The sequence below is a fragment of the Aeromicrobium changchenzhani genome (genome assembly GCF_057586615.1).
On record NZ_CM172480.1, the window covers coordinates 2,765,031 to 2,791,541 of the forward strand.

Annotated in this window: 29 protein-coding genes; 5 read left to right on the plus strand and 24 right to left on the minus strand. The window is 60.3% G+C overall.

What is annotated here, in order from left to right; translation table 11 throughout:
• Positions 1-30 precede the first annotated feature (30 nt).
• From ftsX to AC2YB9_RS14025, 10 genes are all read right to left on the minus strand, one after another.
• Positions 31-951, minus strand: a complete 921-nt coding sequence (gene ftsX / locus AC2YB9_RS13980) for a permease-like cell division protein FtsX (RefSeq protein ID WP_487265945.1) — start codon at positions 949-951, stop codon at positions 31-33.
• Positions 952-958: 7 nt separating this feature from the next.
• Positions 959-1,648, minus strand: coding sequence for a cell division ATP-binding protein FtsE (ftsE, locus tag AC2YB9_RS13985; protein ID WP_487265946.1), 690 nt, complete (start codon positions 1,646-1,648; stop codon positions 959-961).
• A 149-nt stretch (positions 1,649-1,797) separates the two neighbouring features.
• Positions 1,798-2,904, minus strand: a complete 1,107-nt coding sequence (prfB, locus tag AC2YB9_RS13990; protein WP_487265947.1) for a peptide chain release factor 2 — start codon at positions 2,902-2,904, stop codon at positions 1,798-1,800.
• A 50-nt stretch (positions 2,905-2,954) separates the two neighbouring features.
• On the minus strand, positions 2,955-3,371 hold the full coding sequence (locus AC2YB9_RS13995) for a pilus assembly protein TadG-related protein (RefSeq protein ID WP_487265948.1): 417 nt from the start codon (positions 3,369-3,371) through the stop codon (positions 2,955-2,957).
• Complete coding sequence (locus tag AC2YB9_RS14000) at positions 3,368-3,799, minus strand: hypothetical protein (protein WP_487265949.1); 432 nt, start codon at positions 3,797-3,799, stop codon at positions 3,368-3,370. Before AC2YB9_RS14000 ends, AC2YB9_RS13995 begins: the two co-directional genes overlap by 4 nt.
• On the minus strand, positions 3,796-4,176 hold the full coding sequence (locus tag AC2YB9_RS14005; RefSeq protein ID WP_487265950.1) for a TadE/TadG family type IV pilus assembly protein: 381 nt from the start codon (positions 4,174-4,176) through the stop codon (positions 3,796-3,798). Before AC2YB9_RS14005 ends, AC2YB9_RS14000 begins: the two co-directional genes overlap by 4 nt.
• Positions 4,177-4,186: 10 nt before the next feature.
• Entirely contained in the window at positions 4,187-4,342 is a 156-nt protein-coding gene (locus AC2YB9_RS14010; RefSeq protein ID WP_487265951.1) for a hypothetical protein, read from the minus strand.
• Positions 4,343-4,352: 10 nt separating this feature from the next.
• Positions 4,353-5,267 (minus strand): type II secretion system F family protein, encoded by a 915-nt coding sequence (locus tag AC2YB9_RS14015; protein WP_487265952.1) that lies wholly within the window; start codon positions 5,265-5,267, stop codon positions 4,353-4,355.
• The gene (locus AC2YB9_RS14020; protein WP_487265953.1) at positions 5,264-6,118 is read right to left on the minus strand and encodes a type II secretion system F family protein; all 855 of its coding nucleotides are present in this window, start codon (positions 6,116-6,118) and stop codon (positions 5,264-5,266) included. Before AC2YB9_RS14020 ends, AC2YB9_RS14015 begins: the two co-directional genes overlap by 4 nt.
• On the minus strand, positions 6,106-7,350 hold the full coding sequence (locus tag AC2YB9_RS14025) for a TadA family conjugal transfer-associated ATPase (protein ID WP_487265954.1): 1,245 nt from the start codon (positions 7,348-7,350) through the stop codon (positions 6,106-6,108). The genes AC2YB9_RS14020 and AC2YB9_RS14025 overlap by 13 nt, the downstream gene beginning before the upstream one ends.
• Before the next feature lie 375 nt (positions 7,351-7,725).
• Here AC2YB9_RS14025 and AC2YB9_RS14030 point away from each other — a divergent pair, with 375 nt between their 5' ends.
• Positions 7,726-8,478, plus strand: a complete 753-nt coding sequence (locus AC2YB9_RS14030; RefSeq protein WP_487265955.1) for a PspA/IM30 family protein — start codon at positions 7,726-7,728, stop codon at positions 8,476-8,478.
• 116 nt (positions 8,479-8,594) lie between these two features.
• The gene (locus AC2YB9_RS14035; RefSeq protein WP_487265956.1) at positions 8,595-9,086 is read left to right on the plus strand and encodes a DUF2505 domain-containing protein; all 492 of its coding nucleotides are present in this window, start codon (positions 8,595-8,597) and stop codon (positions 9,084-9,086) included.
• Here the strand turns inward: AC2YB9_RS14035 and AC2YB9_RS14040 are convergent.
• From AC2YB9_RS14040 to AC2YB9_RS14055, 4 genes are read right to left on the minus strand one after another with little or no spacing between them, the layout of a single operon-like run.
• Entirely contained in the window at positions 9,079-9,402 is a 324-nt protein-coding gene (locus AC2YB9_RS14040; RefSeq protein WP_487265957.1) for a hypothetical protein, read from the minus strand. The genes AC2YB9_RS14035 and AC2YB9_RS14040 overlap by 8 nt on opposite strands.
• 6 nt (positions 9,403-9,408) lie before the next feature.
• Positions 9,409-10,803, minus strand: a complete 1,395-nt coding sequence (locus tag AC2YB9_RS14045) for a wax ester/triacylglycerol synthase family O-acyltransferase (protein ID WP_487265958.1) — start codon at positions 10,801-10,803, stop codon at positions 9,409-9,411.
• Positions 10,804-10,851: 48 nt separating this feature from the next.
• Positions 10,852-12,027 (minus strand): CpaE/TadZ family protein, encoded by a 1,176-nt coding sequence (locus tag AC2YB9_RS14050; protein ID WP_487265959.1) that lies wholly within the window; start codon positions 12,025-12,027, stop codon positions 10,852-10,854.
• Complete coding sequence (locus AC2YB9_RS14055) at positions 12,024-12,653, minus strand: hypothetical protein (RefSeq protein ID WP_487265960.1); 630 nt, start codon at positions 12,651-12,653, stop codon at positions 12,024-12,026. The genes AC2YB9_RS14050 and AC2YB9_RS14055 overlap by 4 nt, the downstream gene beginning before the upstream one ends.
• A gap of 178 nt (positions 12,654-12,831) precedes the next feature.
• Here AC2YB9_RS14055 and AC2YB9_RS14060 point away from each other — a divergent pair, with 178 nt between their 5' ends.
• On the plus strand, positions 12,832-13,074 hold the full coding sequence (locus AC2YB9_RS14060; RefSeq protein ID WP_487265961.1) for a helix-turn-helix domain-containing protein: 243 nt from the start codon (positions 12,832-12,834) through the stop codon (positions 13,072-13,074).
• On the opposite strand, the gene AC2YB9_RS14065 is transcribed toward AC2YB9_RS14060, so the two are convergent.
• A complete protein-coding gene (locus AC2YB9_RS14065; RefSeq protein ID WP_487265963.1) occupies positions 13,058-13,609 on the minus strand; it encodes a hypothetical protein in 552 nt (183 codons plus the stop codon). The genes AC2YB9_RS14060 and AC2YB9_RS14065 overlap by 17 nt on opposite strands.
• Positions 13,610-13,663: 54 nt before the next feature.
• On the opposite strand from AC2YB9_RS14065, the gene AC2YB9_RS14070 reads away from it, so the two are divergent.
• Both AC2YB9_RS14070 and AC2YB9_RS14075 read left to right on the plus strand, forming a co-directional pair.
• Positions 13,664-14,299, plus strand: coding sequence for a LysM peptidoglycan-binding domain-containing protein (locus AC2YB9_RS14070; protein ID WP_487265964.1), 636 nt, complete (start codon positions 13,664-13,666; stop codon positions 14,297-14,299).
• Between the two features lie 8 nt (positions 14,300-14,307).
• Entirely contained in the window at positions 14,308-14,787 is a 480-nt protein-coding gene (locus AC2YB9_RS14075) for an Rv3235 family protein (RefSeq protein WP_487265965.1), read from the plus strand.
• A gap of 6 nt (positions 14,788-14,793) precedes the next feature.
• Here AC2YB9_RS14075 and secA read toward each other — a convergent pair whose 3' ends face one another.
• The 9 genes from secA to ahcY form a co-directional block, all read right to left on the minus strand.
• The gene (secA, locus tag AC2YB9_RS14080) at positions 14,794-17,523 is read right to left on the minus strand and encodes a preprotein translocase subunit SecA (RefSeq protein WP_487265966.1); all 2,730 of its coding nucleotides are present in this window, start codon (positions 17,521-17,523) and stop codon (positions 14,794-14,796) included.
• Between the two features lie 34 nt (positions 17,524-17,557).
• Positions 17,558-18,760, minus strand: coding sequence for a winged helix-turn-helix domain-containing protein (locus AC2YB9_RS14085; RefSeq protein ID WP_487265967.1), 1,203 nt, complete (start codon positions 18,758-18,760; stop codon positions 17,558-17,560).
• A 31-nt stretch (positions 18,761-18,791) separates the two neighbouring features.
• A complete protein-coding gene (locus tag AC2YB9_RS14090) occupies positions 18,792-19,451 on the minus strand; it encodes a response regulator (protein ID WP_487265968.1) in 660 nt (219 codons plus the stop codon).
• A gap of 58 nt (positions 19,452-19,509) precedes the next feature.
• Positions 19,510-20,145 carry a ribosome hibernation-promoting factor, HPF/YfiA family gene (gene hpf / locus AC2YB9_RS14095; RefSeq protein WP_487265969.1) on the minus strand — a complete coding sequence of 212 codons (636 nt, stop codon included), beginning with the start codon at positions 20,143-20,145 and terminating at the stop codon, positions 19,510-19,512.
• A gap of 65 nt (positions 20,146-20,210) precedes the next feature.
• A complete protein-coding gene (locus tag AC2YB9_RS14100; RefSeq protein ID WP_487265970.1) occupies positions 20,211-20,924 on the minus strand; it encodes a ComF family protein in 714 nt (237 codons plus the stop codon).
• 43 nt (positions 20,925-20,967) lie between these two features.
• Positions 20,968-22,746, minus strand: coding sequence for an LpqB family beta-propeller domain-containing protein (locus AC2YB9_RS14105; protein ID WP_487265971.1), 1,779 nt, complete (start codon positions 22,744-22,746; stop codon positions 20,968-20,970).
• Complete coding sequence (gene mtrB / locus AC2YB9_RS14110; protein ID WP_487265972.1) at positions 22,743-24,272, minus strand: MtrAB system histidine kinase MtrB; 1,530 nt, start codon at positions 24,270-24,272, stop codon at positions 22,743-22,745. Before mtrB ends, AC2YB9_RS14105 begins: the two co-directional genes overlap by 4 nt.
• Positions 24,273-24,283: 11 nt before the next feature.
• Positions 24,284-24,976, minus strand: a complete 693-nt coding sequence (gene mtrA / locus AC2YB9_RS14115; protein ID WP_487265973.1) for an MtrAB system response regulator MtrA — start codon at positions 24,974-24,976, stop codon at positions 24,284-24,286.
• Positions 24,977-24,987: 11 nt separating this feature from the next.
• On the minus strand, positions 24,988-26,430 hold the full coding sequence (gene ahcY / locus AC2YB9_RS14120) for an adenosylhomocysteinase (protein WP_487265974.1): 1,443 nt from the start codon (positions 26,428-26,430) through the stop codon (positions 24,988-24,990).
• Positions 26,431-26,511 lie beyond the last annotated feature (81 nt).

A 26,511-nucleotide genomic window follows, 5' to 3' on the forward strand; every position in this document is an offset into this window, starting at 1 on the left:
TGTTACTCGTATGACTCTAACTGATTATCGCTAGACGTCCAGATATTTGCGTGTCATTACGAGTGTCGGAATCAATGCAAGCAACAGCGCGAGCACCGTGGTGTAACCCATGACAGTGATCGCATCAGACCATCCGACCCACGTCGTTATCTGTCCCAACGTGTCCCGCAGGTAGTGATAGACCACGAAATACATGAACGCACCGAGCCCGGCCGCGGCCAGGAACGCCGACAAGAGTGCTGCCACCAATGATTCGAGAATGAACGGCAGCTGGATGTGCCAACTCGATGCACCCACCAGGCGCATGATGCCGATCTCGCGACGACGCGCATACGCGGTCATCCGGATCGTGTTAGACACCTGCAGAATCGCCGCAACGATCAATAGCAACGACGTTCCCAATGCGGCAATACGCATCTTGCTGAGCATCGTAAACAGTGGGCCAAGAATTTCGCGCAATGAATTGACGCTGCCAACGCCATCCATTCCGGTGACCTGACTGACCACACCGTCGAACTCGCGCGGATTCTTCAGCGTCACGAAATACGACTCGGGAAATGCTTCCGGGCCGAGCGTCTCCAGCTGTTTGCGGCCAGTGTCTGTTTGCCCGAGCAAGGCTCGTGCCTGCGCATAGTTCTTCGCCGGCGTACGTACGTCGAATGTTTTGACCTGCGGATTCGTGCCAAGCGCCTTGCGGACCGCTATTTTCTGTTCGTCGGTCGCGACGCCGCCGAGGCATTGTGGGCCCGACGAGTTCTTGGTGCAGAGATTCACCTGGAGTTGGAGCCGGTCGCCGAAATACTTCTCCGTGCGGTCAGCCTGACTCTGAATCAGCAGGCCCAGCGAGGCCAGCATAAGCGACACCGACATTGTCACGATGAGGGAAATGCTCATTGATTTGTTGCGGGTGAGGCCCGATGTGAGTTCCTTGATGGTGCTGCCTAAAGCCATGTCAGTCTCAATTCTGATAGCCGTAGATGCCGCGTGCCTCGTCGCGGAGGATCTTGCCGTCCTCCAGCTCGATCACGCGCTTGCGCATCTGGTCGACGATTGACTGATCATGCGTCGCCATCACTACGGTGGTATCGGTACGGTTAATGCGGTCGAGGAGCTTCATGATGCCAACGCTCGTCGTCGGGTCGAGGTTACCGGTCGGCTCATCGGCGATGAGGATCATCGGCCGGTTGACGAAGGCGCGAGCGATCGCCACACGCTGCTGCTCGCCACCAGATAGTTCGTCGGGCATGCGGTGGCCCTTGCCATCAAGGCCGACCATCTCCAAGGTCTCGGGGACCAGTTGGGCGATATCGGCGCGCGACTTGCCGATCACCTGCAACGCAAAGGCGACATTTTCGGTCACCGTTTTGTTGGGTAGGAGGCGGAAATCCTGAAAGACCGTGCCAACCTGACGGCGCAACTTCGGCACCTTCCAGTTGGAAAGTTTGTTGATTTCCTTGCCCGCGACATGAACCCGTCCTGATGTCGGTCGGGTTTCGCGGAGAATCAGCCGGAGGAACGTCGACTTACCTGAACCGGATGCGCCAACGAGGAAAACAAACTCCCCTTTGTCGATCTCGAGGTTGATCGAGTCGAGCGCCGGTCGCTTTTGGCCAGGATAGGTCTTCGTGACTTTGTCGAATCGAATCACTGATCGAGTGTAGGCATACGACGGGCATCTGCCCGGTAGGCGCGCCTTTCCAGTCGCGATTCGTGTGGTTGCGCTTCGAGCACGTCCTCACGAGGCTTCACTGCGGACAGCTTCGCCGTGACACGTTCAACCCGCCTCGGCGCAATCGGCTAGGCCGATTGGCCTCGGCGCCACCGGATGCCGGCTTCGATGAAATCGTCGATCTCGCCGTCCAGCACCGCGTGGGTGTTGCCGGTCTCATATTCGGTGCGCAAATCTTTGACCATCTGATACGGATTGAGCACATAGTTGCGCATCTGATCACCCCAACTGGCCTGCACGTCACCGCGGAGTTCGTCGAGCTGCGCACGCTCCTCGGCCTTCTTAAGTGCCAGGATCTTGGCCTTCAAGATGACCATGGCCGACGCCTTGTTTTGCAGTTGGCTCTTCTCGTTCTGGCAGCTGACCACAGTGCCGGACGGAATATGGGTAAGGCGTACAGCCGAGTCGGTCGTGTTGACGCTCTGACCACCCGGACCTGAGGATCGATAGACATCGACCCGTACGTCCTCGTCGGGAATCTCGATCTCATCGGTCTGCTCGAGCACCGGGACGACTTCGATCGCCGCGAACGACGTCTGTCGACGACCCTGGTTGTCAAATGGCGAAATGCGTACGAGCCGGTGCGTGCCAGCCTCAACTGACAACGTTCCGTAGGCGTACGGCGCTTTGATCGCGAAGGTTGCCGATTTGATGCCAGCCTCTTCTGCGTAGGACGTGTCGTAGACCTCGACTGAATAATGATGGCGTTCAGCCCAACGGATGTACATCCGCATCAGCATCTCGGCGAAGTCGGCCGCATCCACGCCACCAGCACCCGATCGGATCGAGATGAGCGCGTCGCGTTCGTCGTAATCGCCTGAAAGCAGCGTGCGAATCTCGAGCGATTCGACTGCTTTTTCGATCTTTATCAGGTCAGCGTCGGCTTCGGCGAGTGAATCGGCGTCGCCCTCTTCCTGAGCAAGTTCGACCAGGACTTCCATGTCCTCGACGCGTTGACGCAACCCCGTGATGCGCTCAAGTTCAGACTGCAATGCTGACAACCGGCCGGTCACGCGCTGGGCGTTGGGCTGATCATCCCAAAGGTCGGGGGCAGCCACTTGTTCCTGCAAATCGGCGATCTCGACCTGCATCTTGTCCAGATCGAGCACCTTCTCGATCGACGTCAGTGTTACGCCAATGGACTTGATGTGTTCGGAGAAATCGGTAGCAGCCACAACCCGAGGTTACAGGCCCATGTCGTGACGCCGACGCGCACGGTTGCCGGTCAACGGCCAACCCGCAACACACTCGTCGCATCAGCCGTCACGGTGCTCGAGCTCTTCCAGCCCGGCGGCACCAGCGCCAGATCCAGAGGCTGTTCGAGGTGTATGTGCACGCGCTCACCTACTAGTGAAACCCGCCAGATCGTGCCCGCTGCTCCACTCGCGGCGACATAACCAGCGACGATTTGCTTGATCCGGCGCAGCTCAAGTGGGAGGTCCTGATTGATACCTTCGCGATAGATCGCGTCCCGGTCGAGGCCGTCAGCGGCAACGAGCGCTGCGCCGTCCGCGACGTTGTTGAGCTGCTGCCGCTGCAAAAAGGCTGCCGATGAGTTGACCACAACAACGACCAACAACGCCACGACGATGAAAAAGCCAACAATCATGACGCTGACCTGACCGGTCTCGTCGCGCTTCATCGGGCGGCCCGATAACTACCGTAAGGCTCAACATGGGTGCTGTCGACGACGATCGGCGCCAGCTGATCGCCCAACGCGCTTGGTGTTAACGGAAGCGGCTGGGTCACACGAATCAAGACGCGTACCGATGACCCGGGTTGTAAACAGTCTGACGGTGCTGGCCGGCAGCGGATGTCGATCGAGGCATCGTCAATATCTTGGTCAGCCAATGCAACTTCGGCGGCTCGTCTGGCGCGGGTAAAGGCTGCGCCGGTATCGGGGGCGAGCACAAAAGCTCGTGCGGCCGAACGGGTTGCCGCAGATACCCCGTACGAAGCACGTTGGACATCGAACACAGCAATCAAAATATAGACCAGCGGAATGATCAGGAGCAGCGCTAACCAGATGAACTCGATCAGCGCGGTCCCTTCCTCCCGCTTGGACTTCATGGCGCAATCTCGCGGATTGCGTGGCCCTCAACATTCAAGGTGACGCCCGGCCCGAAAAGTCCGAGTGCTGGAACCCGGGTCCGAACATGGACTACGGTCCCGGGCACCCCAGCCACGGACTCGTAGCCAGCCGAGACGTCATCGGCATAGCGATCGGCGATCGCGGCCCGGATCATGCTGCGGGTACGTTGAGCGCCGATGGCTGGACTCGCATCAATCACGGCAGCAGCACGAGCCCCTTCGGAGGCCGCTGCAGCGACCGTGTTGCGCACATGCATGACGAGGCCGACCTGCATGACGCCCAGCACGAGTGGCACCAGCAGGACCATGATCAGGACGAAGTCGACTACCGCCGACCCACGCTCCTTTTTAGCCATGGATCAACGCTCAACCGCCGACGGAGGTTAGTGCGTGCTCGAGCATTGTTCGCAGTTGTGGCCCTGCGACCGCAGTCAGCATTGCCACGAGGCCAGCGGTCATGACAGTGATCATGACCCAGCCGGGCACATCTCCTCGTTCGTCGTAGCGTCTCAATCTCTTCATGGTGTTCCTTTCACATTCCAGAGGTCATATGGAGGCCAACGAGGCCCGGATAGAAGGCGAACACGACGGTGATCGGCAGAATAAGAAAAACCACCGGGAGCATCATGGCCACTTCCTTGCGGCCGCCCAGCTCGATGAGCTCGCGTCGGCTCGACTCACGTACGTCGGCCGCCTGCGCGTGCAACACATCAACCAACGGCGTACCTCGCTCGATTGCAACTGCCAGCCCTTCGGCGAAGCGGGCAATGACCGGGACTCCCGTTCGAATCGCAAGCTGGTCGAATGCCGCTTGGATCGATGTGCCGGTACGTATCTCGGCGAGCACCCGCTCAAGTTCGACAGCCAGATCCCCGTGACACACGGTGACAACTCGCTCAAGCCCAGACACTGGGCTCTCCCCCGCCGCCACCGCCAGCGCCAGCAGGTCAGCCACGGTCGGAAATTCCTCGCTCATTCGCTGTTCGTGCGCCTTGACGGCGGCGGACAATGCGTTGTCACAACTGAGTAATCCCCCAACGAATCCGACCAGGCAGAAGATCAGAAGTGGTAACGCCGAGGAGCCACGCCCGGCGAACCACAGCACCGAAAGCGCCAAGCAGACACACAGCGCGACGAGGCCCCAGATCAGTTGACGAGCGCGGAACTTGCTCAACGATTGATGTCCGCCCAACCGGTTGAGCCGCGTCTCTACTGATGCAGATCCTCCGACGACTCGATCGATCGTTGCAGCGCCACGACGAAGCGATGGCCCAAACACTGCTTGGGCCGTAGAAACTGAAACGATTTCGCCCGGTGCCGCGGTATGCACATCACGGAGATAGGGCAGCATGCGATCGACAAGTGCCGGCCGCCGAGTGCGTAGCCAGCTCGACACAACTAGCACCACACCCGTAGCCAGGCACAATCCAAGCGCTGCACCGATCATGCGAGGATCCGTCGCTCGGCTGGGAACCTGCCGAGCCACAGCATCAGCCGATAGGCCACGAAACAGAGGATTGCGCCGCCGATCAGGATCACCATGCCAATACCGGTTGCAAACTTGTCGACGACATTTCGCTGCAAACTCATCAACAGCAGAACGACCCAGGGCGCGGCGACCGCCATACGCGCACCGTTAACGGTCCAGGACTGGCGCGCTTCGAGTTCGCTGCGGGTGCGGTAGTCGTCGCGGAGAAAACCCGACAGTGACCGAAGCACTCGGCCGAGATCGCCACCGCCGACATCACGGGCAATACGAAGCGCTTCGACAACCCGATCACCGACCGGATCGGCCAAACGGGCCTTAAGCCGGTCGAGTGATTCATGGAAACGTCCGGTCGACTGGTAGTCACGGCTGAATGCGTCGAACGGTGCCCGAAGTGCGTCCGGACCGCGCTCACCGAGTTGTTGTAACGCTTCAGGCAGCGACAATCCGGCGCGCACCGCCGAGGCAAGATTGTCGACTGCATCCGGCCAGAGCGCGCGAAACTCACGCGACCGTCGTGCGGCCCGCCCACGCAGTATGCCAATTGGCAAGGCACTGGCGATGGTGCCGAACACCAAGGCAATCACGAGAACCCCCGACAACGCCGCCACTAAGAATGTGACGACAACAAAGCATCCGCCGCACACGCCAACGAGGCTGCGCGGGCGTATGTCTGACAACCCTGCACGGGCCAGCAAATCCGGGAGCATCGACGAGGTTTCGCGCGGTGCCGGCCGCCACGTTGGGTCGGCGAATGTCCACGCGATGAGTACGAATCCCAAGCCGATGACGAGACCTATCAATGCACCCATCGAGCGCCGTCCAGAATTGCGTCGATATCAATCCCCACCAGTTCGAATGGCTCACGCCGCGCCGGTGCACCCGAACCGCGTTCAAGTCGACCATTGCGACGTACGAAGATTTGTTCGCTCTCGATGTTGTCATTCTCGACCCGTCCGGACACCGCAATGATCTCGCGGACACCGCGCTTACCTTCGGCGTCGATCGCGGCATGGATAACGACATCGACCGACGATGCAACGGTCGGCACGACGAATCGGCTGCCGATGTTGTCGCCGGCAAGGAGCGGCAGAACACACATTTTTGCGAGCGCCTGCCGGGCCGAATTGGCGTGCAGGCTGGCCATTCCAGGCAGCCCGGCATTCAAAGCAAGTAGCAGGTCTAGGCATTCGGCCGATCTGACCTCGCCGACAATGATCCGTGAGGGCCGCATTCGCAGCGCCTCTTTGACCAATGCCCGCAGGTCAACCTCACCGGTGCCTTCGAGCCCCGCCTGACGGGTCTGCATGCCGACCCAGTCCGGATGGCCGCATTGAAGTTCGAAAACCTCTTCAACGGAAATGAGCCGCTGCGTGCCGGGTATTGCCGATGCAAGGCAGTTCAGAACTGTAGTTTTTCCAGCCTGGGTCCCACCGGAGACAATAATATTGAGACCCGCGATGACGGCCGCGCGCAGGAATTCGGCGGCCGGCTCGTCGAGCGAGCCGAGGGTCACAAGATCCTCGATAGTCCGGGCCCTGGCGACAAATTTTCTTATATTCACCGCTGAAAATTCCCGCGAAATTCCTTCCAACACAACATGCAGGCGATGCCCACCTGGGAGCATCGCATCGACGAACGGGGTCGAAATATCGAGCCTCCGGCCGCTCGAGGACAGCATCCGCTCAACCAGTTCACGCACTTGTTCGGCAGTCAGAATTGTCGAAGTCAATTCGTGCCGGCCATTGCGTGCGATGAATACCCGCGAAGGTTGGTTGATCCAAATTTCTTCAACGCTCGGATCATCCAGATAGGGCTGCAATGGTCCGAATCCAGCGATATCGGCAACTAATCGGCCGATCACGACTTCAGGTTCGACAAGACTATCGACGATGCCGGTCAGACTGCGCGCCTCATGCTCGGCGACCACTTGCGTCGCGACCCGGTGTACTGCAGCCGCATCTGCCGATGGATCAATCCGTCGCTCACGCACGACGGTGCGTACGCGCTCAGCGAGAGCGTCGCCGGTAGTCAAAACAGTCATCCCCAAACCCTTCCCCCGAAGAGTGACTCGACTAGAATCCTGCACCCAAAAAGCGAATCTGTGAAGGGGGCCCTGTGGATATCGCGCTTACGTCATAAGAATTGTGGTCGCTAGCCCGCAATTCTTATGACGCAACGGGGAGGCGTTCCGCCGCGGCTAAGACGAGACGTAGCCCTTGAAGCTGCGGTCCCCGTCGTAGGCACCGTGCGAGTGCGACCGGCAGGCGATCCAAGCCATCTTTGACCCGCTCTGAGACAATTTGCCGATAAGGATTTTCGACGACGTTTGTCTCGGCCACGCGCATGCACCAAGATCGAAGCGGAACCTTCATCTGACCGGCATACCCACATCGACCCCAACACGAAGGACACTGCAATGGCACAAAAGCAATCGATCCTCGGCCGCATCAGTCAATTGACCCGGGCCAACATCAATTCGTTGCTGGACAAGGCAGAGGATCCCGAGAAGATGCTCGATCAATTGGTGCGTGACTACACCAATTCGATCGCCGAGGCCGAAGACGCCGTGGCGCAGACGATCGGCAACCTGCGTCTCGCCGAGGCCGACCGCACCGAAGATGTCGCCGCCGTGAAGGACTGGGGAAACAAGGCACTACTCGCCTCCCAGAAAGCCGATGCGCTGCGCACTTCGGGCAATGCCGCAGACGCGGACAAGTTCGATCAACTTGCCAAGGTCGCGCTGTCGAAGCAGATCGGCTTCGAGACTGAAGCCAAGACCTCGGCACCGCAAATCGCCGCCCAGAATGAGACCGTTGAGAAGCTCAAGGTCGGTCTGGAGCAGATGAAGGTCAAACTCGGCGAACTACAAACCAAACGCGACCAACTCGTCGCCCGAGCGAAGACTGCCGAGGCGCAGGCCAACGTCCTCGATGCGGTCAAGTCGATCGATGTGCTCGATCCAACCAGCGAGCTGGGTCGCTTCGAGGAGAAGGTACGCAGATCGGAGGCACAGGTTGCCGGACAGTCTGAGCTCGCAGCCTCAAGCCTCGACTCACAGTTCGACGAATTAGAAACGTCAACCACGGCCGCCGAGATCGAGGCACGGCTGTCCGAGCTCAAGGGCTTGGGCGCTGGCGCACCCACTCCTGCGGTTGACGCAGCCGAATAGCCACCCGTTTCATCCCATCACGGGGGACTGGCCCCGGAAGTTGATCCGGGGCCATCTTCCTTGCGGCTGGCGGTTGAGCGCGCGACAGGTGACCGTTCCGCTGGCATGATGGCGCTATGAAACTCAACGAAACTTTCAGTTGCCCCGGGGCCACGGTCGAAGCTGTTTACGCGCTCATCACCGATCAGGCATTCCGCGAGAGCGCCGCTGATGCCGACGGTGCCGTGGAACGCGACATCACGGTCGCGGCGAACACGGCCGGTGGCGACACGGTCACAATTGTTCGTACGATACCCGCCGACCTGCCGGACTTTGTCAAAAAATTCACCGGAGAGACAGTCAAGATCAAGCAGACTGAGGAGTGGGGCGGCCCGAATTCGGCCGGTAGCCGCACGGCCGATATCTCGGTGAAAATCATCGGTCACCCGGCTGAAATGATCGGTACGGCGCTCCTCGACGGCAACAGCCCGGACGCCAACCTCATCATCGACGGCGACGTCAAGGTCAAAGTCCCTTTCCTGGGAAAGAAGATCGAACCCGAAATTCGCAAGGCGATTTTGAGTTCAGTACGTCACGAGGCCGAACTTCGCGCCAAGCGTCTCAGCTGATCACATCTGGATCGATCGGCGCAGCGGCTTGCAATGCGGCCAGCACTGCGCCGATCTCCTGCGTGGCAAACCACGCAAGATCACCACTGCCGTCCAGATCAACATGGAATGCGGCCACCTCGGCGAGCGTGACGGGAACATCAAGTGACGGCACATCGGCCGAGACTACGGCTCGACCATTCGCGGCGGCCGCACTGAAAGCGGAGAATTCGCTCTCCTCATCCTCATCCTCGGGCACGAACCGCGTCACTTCGATCGCTGAATCGCGATCGAGCAACTCGAGATCGGCGATATCGACTGGCAAATAGATGCGCATTCGCAGTCAGGCTTTCGCCGGTCGAGTACGACCGCGCGGCGCCTTGGCCCGCCGCGTGCCGACCGTTTCCAGCATCTCAACCAACGCATCATCGATGCATTGGGCTAGAACATCCGCGTCTGGGATCGCACTGCGATCGGCCACAATCCCGAAAAACACCTTGCCGTCATAGGACGTGACACCGATCGACACGGCACGATTGTCACTCAGCGGTATGCAGGGGTAGACCTCGCTGACGCGCGCGCCAGCCATATACATCGACTCCTGCGGGCCCGGGACATTAGTAATCACGATCTGATGACCGCGCCCGGACTCTGATTCAGCCACACGTGCACCGACCGCATGGAATGTGGACGTCGCGAAACCGGGCAGCCCGGCCAATTTGTTGGCAGCCACCGCCGAACCCGTCTCACGATGATCCTTAAGCGCATACGACACCTGGTGCAACCGAACGACCGGATTTGATTCGCCAACCGGCAGCGATAACAGGTGGCCGCGGACCTTCGACCCAAATGACGTCGGCAATCCATCATCGGCGACGACCGACATCGGCACCATTGCACGGATCTTGGTCTTGGCCGTGACCCGCTCCGCCCGCGTGAGCAGCCAGCCGCGCATACCGCCTGCGACCGCCGCAAGGATGACATCATTGATTGTGCCGCCGTGCTCATCGCGCACGAGTCGGTAGTCCGAAAGTCGAGTTTCGAGCGACGCGAAGCGGCGATGCTTGCTGAGATTGGCCCACAGTACGCCGTTCGGGGTGGCGCTGCGGTGACCGATACCGGGGATCCGGGCGGCGGCCCGGACGACGTTCATCTCCGCGATGCGCAGTCCTTCCCCGGGCTTGCGAACATTTTGATTGAGCGCGCCCAATGCCAATCCGGCCGCGCCCGGATGGGCCCCCGGATCCCAGTCTTCGTGCGGGATCTCCCGTTCGTGGGCGGTCTCCTCCAAAAGCACCTGCGCAAGATCCACCGTTTCGGACCCATCAACAAGCGCCTGATGCGACTTGAACAATAGCGCCACTCGACCGCCTTCGAGCCCTTCGACAAGGTACAACTCCCACAGCGGACGGTCTGGATCAAGGCGCCGAGCGATGAGCCGACCAACGAGTTCGCGCAACAAAGCCATCGAGCCGGGCTTGGGCAGCGCCGAACGGCGTACGTGCCGCGAGAGATCAAAATTCTCATCATCGACCCAGACTGGTGTGCCGATCGATAACGGAACTTTCTTGGCGATCTGCCGATAGCGCGGAATGAGGTCAATGCGATCGTCGATGACCTGGATCAATCGGTCGTAGTCGAGCGGGATGTCGCCAGGCTCGAGAATCGTAAACGAGGCGATCTGGCGCGGCGCCGTTGCACTATCGCGGTTCAGGAACATCGCATCCAGTGGGCTCATCCGTTGCATGCTGCTCCTTGAAAACGTTTGAGCCAAAACTATCATCGCTCAGCCGCTGACCACTGCCAATGCGGATTGGGTGAGATGTTCAGCCGCATATTGTTCGGCAAATTTATCAATCGCCCGAACGAATCGACAATCCGGCTGCACTTCATGCAGCGTCCGGCCATCGATCGTCGCCGCATCAACCGCTTGCGGATCGAATGGCAGAAAAGCCGCCGGTACGACCCCACTCAGCCGTTCGACCGTCGTGGCCATCTCCTTCTCGCTCCAGCCAATCGAGCCGCGAGTCATGTTGACCACGACCGAGATCGACGCCGACGGGACCGCCTGTTCGAGGTCGTGCAATCCGCGCACGAGCCGCGTCAATCCGACTGGATCGGCGCGCCCGACCGCGACAATCGCATCTGCGGCTTCGAGACACTGCAAAGTCAATTGATTGCGGCTCGGCGCGGCTGAATCGAATTGATCGGGCGATTCGAGGCAGAAGCCAGCATCCAGCACACTGATCTCGGCGTCTTGGCGGAGCCGTTCAAGCAGTCGGTCGGCCGCCCCTGCGCGGATCCGGCTCCACAATTCAGGCCGTGGTAACCCGGTCAAAAGATGCAAGTGCTCCGAGATCGAATAAAGATGCTCCGACAACCCGGCAACGCGGCCGTCGTTGGCCGCGCGGGCCGCCGAGAGCAGCCCACTGACCTCATCAAGAACGCCCAACATCTGCGCGATAGAACCACCGAACGGGTCTGCGTCGACCAAAACAGTACGCCGACCACTGCGCGCCCAATGATCGGCGAGCGTCAACGCAACGGTGCTTCGGCCCGGGGCACCGATTGGGCCCCACACCGCGACTAGCGTTCCTGAGCCGATCGGTTCGGGGGCTTCTGGGACGACGGCAGATTGGTCCGGCAGCAATCGCGACAGCTCTGACAAACCCCCAGGCTCGAGCCGGTCAGCGATGCCCAACGCATGACAACGCGCTGCATCCCCGTCGAGGGCAACGGGATAGACATCAGCATGCCGAAGCCGATGAACAATATCGGCATCCAGTCCCGGCAGCCCGAGCGATACAAGCGCCACGATCGCGGTCCCAGCTTGGGCTGCTGACACCAGATCCGCAACATCGACGCAGCGCCGGTTCAACTCCAGATCCGGCTCGAGCTCAATTGCCCGCAGCGCCGTTGCCTCCCATGACGCACCACCAGCGGCGATCAAGACCCCGCTCATGGGACGCGAACCAAGGTCACATGGCCCGAGGAGATCCGGCTCACGACTGTGGCTTGGAGCTCTTGTGAGCCGGAAGCAACCAGTATGGTTCGCCCCGCGGAACCACCGATGACGTCATCCTCAGCACCGGCGGACAGGACTCGCACCGCGTGCAGAACACGCGCCGATTGATTTTCGGTCGGTTGGCCTTGGCCGGGCCCGACCCAGACGTCAACCCGATCGCCGCGGTGCAGATCTGCTGGGAACGCGCCATCGGCAACGCTGAGCGGCACCTCGGCTGTCGTCCGTTCAGCGGCCGGTACGACCGCAGCCCGTTCCACCAGCGCTCCACGTTCGACTTGGCGGCCCCACACGAGGAGATCTAGATCGGCGGGAAACTCATCGTCGACGGCAAAGTAATGCTCAGCCAATTCGATGGGAACGTGGATGCGCGTCTCGACAAGATCGCTCTGATCGATCCGATCACCGGCCGCGACACTCGATCGAACCGTCCAGAATGCCTGCGTGTTGTCCTGCGCGGCAAACACCTTGGCACCGATGACGGTTGCGGCAAGCACCAGCAAAATCCCGAACACCAGTCTCGGATCCCGCCACGGCTGTACCGTAATCCGCCGCGCGGGCTTCACCGCCAAACTCCGGTCAGTGTGCGCATCATTATGTCCTGTCCTGAAGAATCAGGCCCCCGCCAGAAGTTCATAGTCCCCATTCACCTACAAATTTCCCAATCCGTCCAGACCCCCCTCCAGTTATCCACAGAAAAGTACTCACCTAGCCGGTATCACCGGTGCATGCCAAAATGGAGGTGTGCCGCCGACCAATAACCGATTCCTCACCCTCGCCGACGTTGCCGACGTGCTCAACGTGACCGTGCGTCAGGTGTATGCATTGGTTCGGATCGGTGACCTGCGCGGAATCCAGATCGGTGGCCGGGGGCAGTGGCGCATCGAGAACACCGCGCTCGAGGACTACATCAGCAAACAGTACGAGCGCACCGACCGCACGATCGCTGAGTTAGTTGATACTGACGAACTCACCGAGGGCATGTGAGCGTCGCAATGGCAGTGAATGGCACCACGACACTACGTGGAGCATCCTCGCGAATGCTGACAAAGTCCTGACCAACCCGATCGACTGTGCCCGAACAGCTCGCACCATCGCGGCGTCGGAGTTGGATCCGATCTCGATCTCTGCGGCAGGCCCGAAAAATATGTGGCCACCCCAGCCGCGCCGCCACCGTTGAGGCTGGCGTCGAGCGCCGCGTCGACGCGCTAATTTCATCTACCCAATCAGGATTGACGATGATGTCATTCTGCTCGGCTCGTAGGTGAATGATCTGTCGATTGACCGAAAGCACGTGCCCCGCCACTCGGGCACCAGCGACGACGAGGATCACGTCACCACCGCAGAGCGCGGACCACGGTGTCGATGCCCATTCACCATCGCGTAAGTCATCGATCAATGCATCCCGCTCGACCAATTGACTCTCGTGGGTCTCAGCCTCAAGATCCGCAAATAGTTTGTCCCACCGCATGACCGGCAGATTAGCCCACGCTGTGGATTTCGGATTGACATACACACTCACCCGTAATTAAATGATCTCTAACGTAGTTAAACGTCATCAAATGATTGGGGGATCATGAAGCTGTCATGGACCGGTCGACTCGCAGTTGCCATCAGCGCGGTCAGTCTTGTGGTGCTGCTTCCCGGTGCCAATCAGAGCGTGCACGCCCTCGGCGGCACCGACGTCGACCCAGCGTTCGCGGCCGCTGGCTCGCTCCTGCTGATGATCCTGAGCGGCTGGCTGCTGACCGGTGTTGCCGTGTCATTCCTGGCGGCGCGGGTGACCGCGTTCAGACGAGTGGCCCGAACCATCACCCCAACTTTCCTGCGCAAAGCACTGTTCTTAGGAGCGGCCAGCGCCCTTGTTGTCGGACCGGTCTGGGCCAGCGACGCCGCCGACCACGGCGCTCAGTCCCCGCACGCTGTCACGGCAGTCTCGGTGCTCGACGGCCTCCGACTCCCCGACCGGCCGATCAGCTCCGCACCGACGCTCACCCCAACGCGGCCCAACCATGCTGTGGCCCATACCGAGTCCCACATCGTGGCGCCCGGCGACACCCTCTGGGCGATTGCCGCGGCGACACTCGCGCCGCATGCCATCACCGGCGAGATCGTCCACGCAGTGAACCAGTGGCACGCAGCAAATCGCGATGTCATCGGCGCCGACCCCAACCGACTTTTTCCCGGCCAAAAACTCAACCCACCCGCGTAGGAGACGCCATGAACACCGCCACATCGCTAATGGTCCGGATGGCTCCCGAACCGCACTACGGATTCATCACGGTCGCACCCGATCAAGTGCCGTTGCCGTTGGCTGGCTTCTCACAGCTGCGCCTAGAGCCACCCGACGACGGCCACGACCCTCTGCAGGAGCGCGCAGCACACTTCATGCAGGTGCTTGTCGAGGTGTTATCAGGCCAACGGCCGTCGCGCCAACTTGGCGGCTGGATGTCACACGATGTCTTCGAACAGTTGCAACGCCGTCTTATGTCAGACGCCCGCTCACCACGCCGTCAACAGATCAACGCTGGCACCCGGATCGGCTCGGTGCACGTGTCGATGGTCTCCACCGACGTCGCCGAGATCGCCGCTCGTATGGTGCACGGCAACCGCTCCCGTGCATTGGCAATCCGGCTCGAACTTCAGACCAATCTTCGTCGGGTCAGTCAGTGGCGGTGCACCGCATTGACCTGGGCCTGAGCGACGTCAGCGATTCTTCTTGCGCGATTTACGCTGCTGTTTCGCCTTCTGTCGAGCACGATCCTTGGACTTCGCCTGACGTTGCGCCTCAAGCGCATCCTCATCGGCATTCTCTGCACCATCGGTCACCTGAGCGCCGCCGGAGCCATCATCGCTGGGTGCCGAGTAGGACAAGTTGGCCTGTTTCTCGTGCGCCAGACCCTTCGCCGAGATCTGCGGCACATCGTCTGGATCCTCATCCGGCTCGATCTGCACCTCAAGGTTAAACAGGAAGCCAACCGACTCTTCCTGGATCGCTTCCATCATCGCGTTGAAGAGCTCGAAGCCCTCGCGCTGATATTCGACCAGCGGATCGCGCTGGGAATATGCCCGCAGCCCGATGCCCTCGCGGAGATAGTCCATCTCGTAGAGATGTTCCCGCCACTTGCGGTCCAGAACGCTCAGTACGACGCGGCGTTCCAACTCGCGGGTGATCTCCGAGCCCAGCGCTTCCTCGCGCGCTGCATACGCCTTGAGCGCGTCCTCAGCAATGATCTCCTGAACCGACTCGGTCGTAAGCCCAGCACGGCCGCCAGCGCTCTCGTCAACTTCGTCGATCGACAAGGACATTGGATACAACGTCTTGAGTGCGACCCAGAGCTTCTCCAGCTCCCATTCCTCGGCAAATCCTTCGGTCGCGCCATGGACATAGGCATCGGTGACCTGCCGGATCATGGTGCGGATCCATTCATGCAGATCCTCGCCCTTGAGCACGCGGCGACGCTCGGAGTAGATGACCTCACGCTGGCTACTCATCACATCGTCGTATTTGAGGATGTTCTTTCGGGTATCAAAGTTCTGTGCTTCGACCTGCGCCTGAGCCGAGGCAATCGCGCCCGTCACCCGCTTGTTCTCGATCGGGACGTCATCGGGGATCTTCATTGTCTGAAGCACCCAGTTGACCCAATCGGATTTGAACAGCCGCATCAGGTCATCCTCGAGCGACAAGTAAAAGCGGGTCTCCCCTGGATCGCCCTGTCGGCCGGAGCGACCACGCAGCTGGTTGTCGATCCGACGCGACTCGTGGCGCTCGGTGCCGATGACCGCAAGGCCGCCAGCTTCTCTGACCGCGTCATGCTCGGCCGAGACTTGCGCTTCGATCTTCTTCAGCGCATCGGGCCAAGCTGCTTCATAGTCTTCCGCCGTCTCGAGCGGGTCCAGCCCTCGATCGCGCAGCAACTGATCGGCGAGAAATTCGACGCTGCCGCCCAGCATAATGTCGGTACCACGACCGGCCATGTTGGTCGCCACGGTCACGGCACCCCGGTGCCCCGCCATCGCCACGATCGATGCTTCGCGATCATGTTGCTTGGCATTAAGCACCTCGTGCGGAACGCCGCGCTTACGCAATTGTTTGGAGAGCCGCTCACTCTTTTCGACACTCGTTGTGCCCACAAGGATCGGTTGGCCCGTTGCGTGGCGCTCAACAATGTCTTCGACGACAGCATTAAATTTGGCCGCCTCGGTGCGATAAACAAGGTCTGGCTGGTCGAGCCGGGTGATCGGGCGGTTGGTCTGGATTGGGACAACACCCAACTTGTAAATCTTGTCGAACTCAGAAGCCTCGGTGAGCGCCGTACCGGTCATACCGGAGAGCCGATCGTAGAGCCGGAAGTAGTTCTGCAGCGTGATCGTGGCGAGCGTCTGGTATTCCTCGCGGACCGTCACGCCTTCCTTGGCTTCGATGGCTTGGTGGAGACCTTCGTTATAACGACGCCCATCAAGGATTCGTCCGGTGTGCTCATCGACGATCATGACGTTGCCGTTCATCACGACATAGTCCTTGTCGCGTTTGAAAAGTTCCTTGGCCTTGATCGCATTGTTCAGGAAGCTGATCAGCGAAGTGTTGACGGCGTCATAGAGATTGTCGATGCCCAGCACATCTTCGACCATCTCGATGCCCGGCTCGGTGATCGAGATCGTGCGCTTCTTCTCGTCGACCTCGTAGTGTTCGTCAAGTTTCATGGGTACGACGATCTTGGCGAACTCGCCATACCATTTGACGTCGTCCTCGGTCGGCCCCGAGATGATGAGTGGTGTGCGAGCCTCATCGATCAAGATCGAGTCAACCTCATCGACAATCGCGAAGCTGTGGCCACGTTGTACACAGTCGGCAATCTCATCGGCCATGTTGTCGCGCAGATAATCGAAGCCAAACTCGTTGTTGGTGCCATAGGTGATGTCGGCGGCGTACGAGACCCGGCGTTCGGCCGGCGTCATGCTCGGCAGGACCATGCCGACGGTCATACCCAAGAAGTGGTAGACGCGGCCCATCCACTCAGCGTGGTACTTGGCCAGGTAGTCATTGACGGTGATGACATGAACGCCTTTGCCAGTGAGTGCATTCAGATAGGACGGCAGCGTCGCAACCAAGGTCTTGCCCTCGCCGGTCTTCATCTCAGCGACGTTGCCCAAATGCAGCGCTGCCCCGCCCATGACCTGGACGTCGAAGGGACGCATTCCGAGCACACGGGTTGCTGCTTCGCGAACCGTGGCGAAGGCTTCGGGCATCAAATCGTCGACGGTTTCGCCGGCGGCAAGGCGCTCACGGAACTCCGGAGTCATGGCCTGCAACTGTTCGTCCGTCATCTCGCTGAACTCATCCTCAAGCGCATTGACCTGCTTGGCGATGGCTTCGAGTTGGCGAACAATCTTGCCTTCGCCCATACGAAGAATCTTGTCGATGATCTTAGGCACGAAAGAGAACTCCTGAGTGGATGGTTGAGCCTTCCTATACTAGACGGACCGCCAAAGCGGCACTGAGTTCCGGTGCCAGATCGCCTTTGAGCTCACATCGGACCGATCCCAAACCAAGCCACCGAGCCATGTCGTTGAGCTCGGCTGCGAGTTCGATCGCGGTGTCTGCGGGCGCGTCAATTTCCTGCCAGGCACTTCGTACGATCAACTCGCCAGCTGCCCGGTCGGCCTTCAGATCGACCCGACCAGCCAATCGGTCCCCGAGCAAAAATGGCAACACGTAGTAGCCGTGGACCCGTTTGTGTTCAGGCACATAGATCTCAATGCGATAACGAAAATCAAACAATGCCTCGGTCCGATGGCGCTCGAACACCAGTGGATCGAAGGGGCTCAGCAAAGCTCTGGCCCGCACGGTCCGCGGCCGTTTGGCTTCGGCATGCAGATAAGTTTGCCGATGCCAACCCTCAACGACGGTAGGAATCAGTTCACCATCGGCGACCAATGTTTCGATCGCTGCTCGCGTCGGCTCCGCCTGCAACCGAAAATAATCGCGCAGGCATTGCTCAGAGGCGATGCCATGTGCACGGGCAGCGTGACGCACCAAAGTCAGATGCGCCTCCTGCGGGGTCTGTGTCGGCAACTCAAGTTGCTGGGCTGGTATGACGCGTTCGGGCAGATCATAAAGTCGTTCAAAAGCTGAATTGCGGCGGGCAGACGTGACCTCCCCCTTGTAGAAAAGGTACTCAAGCGCTGATTTGACCACCGACCAGTTCCAGCCCCAACTGTCTCGGCTGTGCGTCGCATCATGCTCGATGTCGCGCGCCGTCAACGGCCCACGGCGGCGGACCTCTTCCAAAACCCAAGCGACGAGTTCGGGATGTTCGGCGGCGACCCGCGCCATGGCGCCCCACATACGCGCCCCCGACGCCATCCGGAAGCGCAGCGCCGAATGCAGTGACACATCGACGAGCGCGGCCTCGTGCGCCCAGTATTCAAACAGCCGCCGAGGTGCCCGACCGAAGGCGCGATGCAGCAACTCCTGATCGTATGGACCGAGCCGCGAGAACAGCGGCATGTAATGCGCTCGAACGAGCACATTGACTGAGTCAATCTGGAAGAAACCCAGACGGGCGATCGTCGAAGCGAGTTGCCGGGAGCCGACCGCTGCCGGTCGAGCCTTGGTAAACCCCTGCGCACCGAGCGCGATGCGTCGGGCCTGAAGTTGAGTGAGGCTCACCTACCTGTCACTCGTCTTCGACGCTGCGTCACTACTCGTCTTCGACAAGGTTACTCCGCACCGCGTACATGGCCGCTTCCATGCGGGACTTCATCTGCAGCTTTTCCAAGAGGTTGCGGATGTGATTCTTGACCGTGTTCTCGCTGATGAACAACACTTCGGCGATCTCTCGGTTGCTGAGTCCCCGCGCCACCTTGCGCAACACTTCAAGCTCTCGCTGGGTCAGGCCGGTGGCCTTGGCCTGCGGTTTGGAGATATGAACAAACTCCTCCAGCAACTTGGTAGCCATCGTCGGGCTGATCAGCGATTGGCCGGCGGCAACCAAGCGAACGGCCTCGACAACCTGATCGAAAGTTGAGCCATCCTTGAGGATGTAGCCTGATGCACCGGCTTTAATCGACTCATAAAGATCAGATTCTTCATCGCTCGCGGTGAGCATGATGATGCCCGTAGCCGGTGACAGAGCCTTGAGCGCGCCGCATACTTCGACCCCGCTACGGCCGGGCATACGGACGTCCAAAAGCACGACGTCGGGCGGGTTTGCTGCTGCCAAAAGCAGGGCGGTGTCGCCGTCGACGGCTTCCTCGAGATCAAGGTCGCCGTCGGCGGCGAGCATCATTTTGACGCCACGCCGGAACAACTCCTGGTCATCGACCAGAAGGACACGGATCGGATCTTCTCGGCTCAACACAGTCTGATGATGTCATGTCGCGCCGACAGATCTGCGTCAGCAGTTCCGTGGACGACGGTCACTCCTCGGTGACGTCGAGATGGATGACTCCGTAGTCATAACGCTTGCGCAGGTAGACCACGCTCGGTTTCATGGAGTCCTTCTCGACAAAGAGGTAGAAGTCATGCCCCACGAGTTCCATCTCGTAGAGGGCTTGCTCCAACGTCATCGGCTGGCCCGTGTGAGTCTTCTCGCGCACGACCAGCGGGCCGTCGCCCTCGACCTTGAGCGGACCCGCATTGTCGCCAGGGTCGATGTCCTCACCCACTGAGCCAGCCCCATCGGCCAACTCATCGGGCTCAACCGCAGCCACATCGGACAGTGACTGCGGAGTCCGGTTGCCGCGGTGGATCCGAGTGCGATCGACCGATTTACGCAGCCGCGACTCCAGCTTGTCCATCACCGCATCCAACGCCGAATGTTGATCGGTCGACGACGCCTCGGCGCGAACCGCCGGCCCACGCGACCGCAGCGTCATCTCGACGCGGGCCGCCCGATCACGCTGGCGCGGGTTTTTCTCGTGCGTGACCTCCACCTCAACCCGGTGGATCTTCTGTCGCTGATCAAATTTCTCTATTCGGAGCAGCTTCTCGTGGACATGTTCCTTAAATTGATCGGAAATTTCACTATTCCGACCTTTGACGACAATTTCCATGGGACCTCCTCGTCGAAGCGTTACTACGTATCACCGACCGTAGCGCCCCGAATCGCTTTTATCCATCATTCGCGCGAAGTTGGCCAGACACCGTCGTGGTGCCGGCCGGTGGCGGCTATTGTGGCGATCCCAATCGGCCGTTTTCCGGCCCGAGTCAAAACTCGAACGGCCTCCGCGACCGTCGCTCCGGTCGTGATGATGTCATCAACAATGATCACGTTCGGGCCGATCATGAATCGTTCTCGGCGCAGCCGAAGTGCACCCACCAGATTAGTTGATCGGTGCTCAGCGTTCAGACCGGACTGATCGGCGACTTGCCTAGTGTGGACCAAAATCGGTGTGCTCTCGCAGCTGATGCTGATCTGTCGCAGTTGCCGGGCCGCAGTGCTGGCCAACTCGCCAATCGCATCGTAGCCTCGGCTAAAGTTGGCTCGGCGGGACGACGGGACCGGGACCAGCGTCGCGGCCTCCCCTGGCGGCACGTGCGCGCATACCGATGCCGCCAAAAGATGCCCCAACGGCCGCAGCAGACCGAATCGTCCGTGTTCCTTGTATTGGGTGAGTGCCGATCGCAATGGACCTTCGTACGCGCCCGCGGCGATCGGTACGACCGGGCTCGGAGCCATCAGCCCGAATGGAGTTGGGCTCGGCCACGCCTCGTACGGATCAGGTCGCAGCGCCGCCGCGCAGTTCTCGCACAGGGTCAGCGCTGGCATCCCACAGCCACCGCAACTAGCGCCGACCAGAAGATCGGCGAGCGCGACGCGAAATGAGAGCACCCTTCAAGAGTGGCCCAGATTCAGCGAATCGGAACGGCCTACCTCAATCTGTGGACAGTGTTGTTACGGCCGCTAACGATTCCACATCATTTGCGGTCAGCGCGGTCCACGCAGATTGCGGACGAAGCAACCAGAGGTGGCCTTTCGTGTCCAGTACATAGTTTGCCGCGCTGTCCCCGCCGGGCGTCGCCAACTGCACGACATCGAGGCTCGGCAATAGGGCGCCGTTGGTGGAGGTCCCACCCTGCAGGTCAGATCCGTCGATACGCGCACGGAAAATCTGTGAGCCAACGATCCGATCATTGGCCAAGAAAGCAACGCTAGTGTCATCGGACCACGCCACCGAACGGAAGCTCGACAGTTGAGCATCAGCCGTCACGACGGACACCGGCGCGCTGAGGCCAACCGGTCGATCGGCGGAATCACGCAGTATCGAACCGACCAAAACCGTTGATTTAGCACCCCGGCCAGTGATGATCGCATAACGGCTGTTGTCTGGCGACAGCGCGAAGGAACGCACATCTCGAGCTGCCAACTTGCCGATCGACAGCGTCCGCAATTTTTTGTCGGTCGCGAGCCGCACCCGAGTCGCTCCTTGCGGGCGATCGAACGCCCAGACATTGCCCTGATCGTCCCAATGTGGCGACAAGAACCCCTGCCCGGAAAAATTAACTACCTGTTTGCTTCGCAACGCGCCCAGCAGCAGCTGGGTTCTTCCCGCAGTCACTGCGGCAATCTCATGACGATCCGACACGGCGAGCGCCGTTGCACCACGGCTGTCCTTGCCCCATGTCCCCTCGACCGGAGTGACGTCGATGCCATCAACCTTGACAACGCGACTCTTCGCTACGGCATAAAATTCGTCGGATCCAAACTTTGGCCCGTAAGACTGGCCGAACTCCTTCGGCAAGATTCCTTGATTACCCGAATACAAGAAACTCTCACCATCAGTGACACGTATTCCGCTGATGGAGCCAACCTGATTGAGGGTCCAGGCGATCTGCGCTGAAAGCCGTTCGCGCGCGCTGGCGGACAGCGCCGACAGATCTGCGCGCAGCTCGATCTCCGCAACTCCGTCATCGCGCAACGGCACCGAGGTTCGCAGCTTCGTCGCTTTCGGCAGATAGCTGCGCGCATGGCCGTCAAGCAAATCGCCCGGCCCGACCAAGAGACTCGACACCAATGCTGTGGAGAGTTGATCGCCGATCGGCACATAGATCGGGCACGCGACGAGCCGGCGCCCCGACTGATCGAAGAAATAGACGTTGAACGGACGGTAATAGTCGTCGAAATACTTCTGGTCGACAAGGAATCCGGACGGCGGATTGACGATCCGCCACTGACCATCGTGTTTGGCGAGTTCAAACGAGAAGGTCCGATCCGTTTCGCTCGCGGCGTAGTTGCCCTGTCGGTCAAGTTTCGCCGTTTGATGCACGGCCAGGCCCACATACGCCGAGCCGGCGGCAGCGGGCAAGTCTCGCGCCGTGGCCCGCGCCACTCGCGGCCGGACATAGATCTGCACACCGGATGCCGACTTCCAGCTTTTGGCAGCATCGGGCGTCAAGAATTTAGCGGCGACGCCAGTCGTCACTGGGTAGGCAAGCATCGCGTCCAAATAGCCGCGAACGACCTGCTGGGGGGTCGCATTCTTTGTCGGACCGGCCGGCGAGTAACGCACTGTGCTCTCGGTTGACCCGTCAGCAGCTTTGACCTCGTGGATCGGGCCGTTGTCGGGGATTCCGCCGCAAGCTGCCGCGATAAGCAGGACCGCCATAGTGCACAAAAGTCCGGCAACACGATTGGGTCGGCGCGACAGGTTCATGCGAACACCGACACGATCGCTGGGTTCTTGCTCGAGCCGCCCGGCTTCGGGATAGTCAGGATGAATTCGCTGCCCTCACCCGGCCGGCCCCACGCCTTCAATGTGCCGCCGTGCAATACGGCATCCTCTCTGGAGATCGACAAACCGAGTCCGGTGCCACCCTGTGTCCGGGCCGGATCGGCGCGCCAAAACCGGTCAAACACACGAAGGTTCTCATCACCGGAAAGCCCGACGCCGAAATCGCGAACTGCCAGGCATACGGTGTCCGCATTCTGTCCGACTTCGACCTCGACTCGATCCGATCCCCCATACTTCGCCGCATTCGTCAGCAGGTTGCGAAGGATCCGATCGATTCTACGTATGTCGGCCGCGACAACCGCCGGCCGATCAACGTTGATGAGCACGACATTGATGCCCTTACGCTGCAGGGACGGGTCCTCGAGTGCGCCCCGAGCGATCTCAGCGAGATTCACCTCATCAAGTTCCAATTGCGCCGCGCCAGCGTCAAAGCGACTCAAGTCCAGCAAGTCTGACAGCAGCGCCTCAAACCGTCCGAGTTCGTTGTTCAGCAGTTCAGCGGCGCGGGCCGTCGCCGGGTCGAAATTACTCCGTGAATCGTGCAGCAGTTCGCTGGCCATTCGGACCGTCGTAAGCGGTGTGCGGAGTTCGTGCGAAACATCGGAAACAAATCGCTGTTGCAGCCGCGACAAATTTTCCAGCCGCCGGATCTGGATCTGCAAACTGGCCGCCATTTGATTGAATGACGTGCTCAACCGGGCAATATCGTCCTCACCCGAAACGTGCATGCGTTGTTCGAGGCTGCCCCGGGCATAACGCTCAGCGATCCGTCGCGCGAGTCGTACCGGGTTGAGCACCTGGCGGGATACCAGCCAAGCGACACCACCGACCATCAAGACCATCGCCAGGCCGCCTAGCAACAGCGCTTGGCGAACCAAATCGAGCGTCGATTGCTGTTCGGCCATCGAGAACAGGTAGTACAGCGTGTAGTCGTCGCCCGTACTGGGCACGTGCATCTGGCTTCCCACGACGATCCCGGGCTCGTTGCCCGGTGTTCCCAGCAAGCCGATTCGTGAATACTGCCAGAAGATGCCGCGTTTACGCTCGACCGTTTTCGCCAAATCCGCAGGCAGTGAGCCGGGCACAATCGCGGCCGACGAGCGCACCGGCACCTGGCCACCATCAGCTGTCAACGGGCCCTCGAGCACCAGTTCGTAGGTACGTTTAGCCCCACGACTGCTCGTCAGCGAGTCGACCATCTGAGTGAGCGTCTGGGACTGTGTGGCCGGCTCGGACTCAACTGAAGCCTCGATCTGCTGTTGGGCATACTCAAAGCCCGACCGGGCCTCCGAAATCGCGGCGGTCCGGCGGTTGTCGGCCAGGCCGTTCGCTACATCGTGGAGCAACGCCCAGCCGGTCAACGAGATCACCAGGGCGCTGAGCAGGATCGTGCTCGTGACCACCCGGGTCTGGATCGACCGTCGCCAGAGTCGGTGCAGGGAACGCATCCGGTTGCGGCCTACTGCGTCACTGCTTGATAACCGATGCCGCGCACGGTCTTGATGACCTGCGGGTTTTCTGCGTCATCCTCGATCTTGGAACGCAACCGCGTCATGTGTACGTTGACCAGTTTGGTGTCCCCCGGGTGGTGATAACCCCACACCTGTTCCAACAATTTTTCGCGGCTGAAGACTTTTTCAGGTGTGGCCAGGAGGCAGGCAAGCAGGTCGAATTCGAGCGGCGTCAACTCAAGTGGCTCGCCCTTGCGGGTGACGGTATGGCCGGCCGGATCGAGCACGATGTCCCCAAAAATTAATGGCTCGGCCAGCTGTTCGGTGCGGCGCAGCCGCGCCCGAACCCGCGCAACAAGCTCCTGATTTTTGAACGGCTTCGTGATGTAATCGTCGGCGCCGGCCTCAAGGCCGCGCACAACGTCACCGGTGTCGGTCTTGGCGGTCAACATGATGATTGGCACCGACGAACGCTCCCGGATCTGGCGGCATGCGGTCATGCCGTCCATCCCCGGGAGCATCAAGTCGAGCAGTACCAGATCGGGTTTGAATTCGTTGAACGCCGACATCACCTGATCGCCCGACCGGCACACCGCGGTCACCATCTCCTCGCCGCCGAGGACGATGGTCAGCATTTCTGCGAGGGCTGCGTCATCATCGACGACGAGCACCCGGTCGGGTTTGTTGCGGCGATAGGCCATGATCTGCGAACTCAGTAGCGGTAGAGGTCTGACTTGTAGGGACCGGCTACATCGACTCCGAGATATTCAGCCTGTTCCTTGGACAATTCAGTGAGCTCGACACCGAGCGCATCGAGATGTAGCCGGGCGACCTCTTCGTCGAGGTGTTTGGGCAACACATGGACGCCGAGCTCATACTGGCTGGCCTTGGTGAACAATTCGATCTGCGCGAGTACCTGGTTGGTGAACGAGTTCGACATGACGAACGACGGGTGACCGGTCGCATTGCCAAGGTTCAGCAGGCGGCCCTCCGAAAGCACGATGACTTTCTTGCCGTCGGGGAAGATCCACTGGTGAACCTGCGGCTTGATCTCGTCCTTGACGATGCCCGGGATCTTGGCCAGGCCCGCCATGTTGATCTCGTTGTCGAAGTGGCCGATGTTGCCGACTATCGCCTGGTGCTTCATCTTCTCGAAGTGCTCGACTCGGATGATGTCGAAGTTGCCCGTGGTGGTGATGAAGATGTCCGCAAACTCGACGACGGACTCGAGCTTCTTAACCTCATAGCCGTCCATCGCAGCCTGTAGCGCGCAAATGGGGTCGATCTCGGTAACGATGACGCGGGCGCCCTGACCACGAAACGACTCTGCCGAACCCTTGCCGACATCGCCGTAGCCACAAACCACGGCAACCTTGCCACCGATCATGACGTCGGTCGCACGGTTGATACCGTCGATCAGCGAGTGGCGGCAGCCGTACTTGTTGTCGAACTTGCTCTTGGTGACCGAGTCGTTGACGTTGATCGCAGGGAAGAGCAGTGTGCCATCCCTGAAACGGTCGTAGAGGCGCAGGACGCCGGTTGTGGTCTCTTCGGAGACGCCCTTGATGTCCTTCGCGATGTTCGTCCAGTATTGCGGCTTGGCCTCGACCGAGCGGGCTAGGACACGCAGCACTTCCTTGAACTCCTCGTTGTCGGTGCTGTCTTGCGACGGCACGACACCGGTCTTCTCAAACTCGACACCCAGGTGCAACAGCATCGTGATGTCTCCGCCGTCGTCAAGGAGGACGTCCGGTCCGCCTTCGGCGCCGTGCTCATCTTTGAAGGCGAAGACTTTCTCCGCCTCATCCCAGTACTCGGCGAGGGACTCACCCTTCCAAGCAAAGACTGGTGTGCCTTTCGGGTCTTCCGGGGTGCCATCAACGCCGACGACAACTGCGGCCGCAGCGTGGTCCTGGGTCGAGAAGATATTGCAGGTCGCCCAGCGGACGTCAGCGCCAAGAGCCGTGAGCGTCTCGATCAGGACCGCAGTCTGGATCGTCATATGCAGCGATCCGGCGATACGAGCACCGGAAAGCGGCTTGCTCGATCCGAAACGTTCGCGCATGGCCATCAGGCCCGGCATCTCGTTCTCGGCGAGTTCAATCTCCTTGCGACCGAACTCGGCCAGTGACAGGTCAGCTACTTTGAAATCCATGCTGCCAATCGTACCCATGAGTAGCGAAGCGCGCTGCATTGCCGCAACACCGTACGACTTTCCGCCGCCAGCAGCCTCAAC

What these genes read in the sequence shown, in the direction of transcription:
- ftsX (WP_487265945.1), bottom strand. Translation starts at nt 951, where the DNA reads ATGGCTTTAGGCAGCACCATCAAGGAACTCACATCGGGCCTCACCCGC.
- AC2YB9_RS13995 (WP_487265948.1), bottom strand. Translation starts at nt 3,371, where the DNA reads ATGAAGCGCGACGAGACCGGTCAGGTCAGCGTCATGATTGTTGGCTTT.
- AC2YB9_RS14000 (WP_487265949.1), bottom strand. Translation starts at nt 3,799, where the DNA reads ATGAAGTCCAAGCGGGAGGAAGGGACCGCGCTGATCGAGTTCATCTGG.
- AC2YB9_RS14005 (WP_487265950.1), bottom strand. Translation starts at nt 4,176, where the DNA reads ATGGCTAAAAAGGAGCGTGGGTCGGCGGTAGTCGACTTCGTCCTGATC.
- AC2YB9_RS14010 (WP_487265951.1), bottom strand. Translation starts at nt 4,342, where the DNA reads ATGAAGAGATTGAGACGCTACGACGAACGAGGAGATGTGCCCGGCTGG.
- AC2YB9_RS14015 (WP_487265952.1), bottom strand. Translation starts at nt 5,267, where the DNA reads ATGATCGGTGCAGCGCTTGGATTGTGCCTGGCTACGGGTGTGGTGCTA.
- AC2YB9_RS14020 (WP_487265953.1), bottom strand. Translation starts at nt 6,118, where the DNA reads ATGGGTGCATTGATAGGTCTCGTCATCGGCTTGGGATTCGTACTCATC.
- AC2YB9_RS14025 (WP_487265954.1), bottom strand. Translation starts at nt 7,350, where the DNA reads ATGACTGTTTTGACTACCGGCGACGCTCTCGCTGAGCGCGTACGCACC.
- AC2YB9_RS14030 (WP_487265955.1), top strand. Translation starts at nt 7,726, where the DNA reads ATGGCACAAAAGCAATCGATCCTCGGCCGCATCAGTCAATTGACCCGG.
- AC2YB9_RS14035 (WP_487265956.1), top strand. Translation starts at nt 8,595, where the DNA reads ATGAAACTCAACGAAACTTTCAGTTGCCCCGGGGCCACGGTCGAAGCT.
- AC2YB9_RS14040 (WP_487265957.1), bottom strand. Translation starts at nt 9,402, where the DNA reads ATGCGCATCTATTTGCCAGTCGATATCGCCGATCTCGAGTTGCTCGAT.
- AC2YB9_RS14045 (WP_487265958.1), bottom strand. Translation starts at nt 10,803, where the DNA reads ATGAGCCCACTGGATGCGATGTTCCTGAACCGCGATAGTGCAACGGCG.
- AC2YB9_RS14050 (WP_487265959.1), bottom strand. Translation starts at nt 12,027, where the DNA reads ATGAGCGGGGTCTTGATCGCCGCTGGTGGTGCGTCATGGGAGGCAACG.
- AC2YB9_RS14070 (WP_487265964.1), top strand. Translation starts at nt 13,664, where the DNA reads ATGAAGCTGTCATGGACCGGTCGACTCGCAGTTGCCATCAGCGCGGTC.
- AC2YB9_RS14075 (WP_487265965.1), top strand. Translation starts at nt 14,308, where the DNA reads ATGAACACCGCCACATCGCTAATGGTCCGGATGGCTCCCGAACCGCAC.
- hpf (WP_487265969.1), bottom strand. Translation starts at nt 20,145, where the DNA reads ATGGAAATTGTCGTCAAAGGTCGGAATAGTGAAATTTCCGATCAATTT.
- AC2YB9_RS14105 (WP_487265971.1), bottom strand. Translation starts at nt 22,746, where the DNA reads ATGAACCTGTCGCGCCGACCCAATCGTGTTGCCGGACTTTTGTGCACT.
- mtrB (WP_487265972.1), bottom strand. Translation starts at nt 24,272, where the DNA reads ATGCGTTCCCTGCACCGACTCTGGCGACGGTCGATCCAGACCCGGGTG.
- mtrA (WP_487265973.1), bottom strand. Translation starts at nt 24,976, where the DNA reads ATGGCCTATCGCCGCAACAAACCCGACCGGGTGCTCGTCGTCGATGAT.
- ahcY (WP_487265974.1), bottom strand. Translation starts at nt 26,430, where the DNA reads ATGGATTTCAAAGTAGCTGACCTGTCACTGGCCGAGTTCGGTCGCAAG.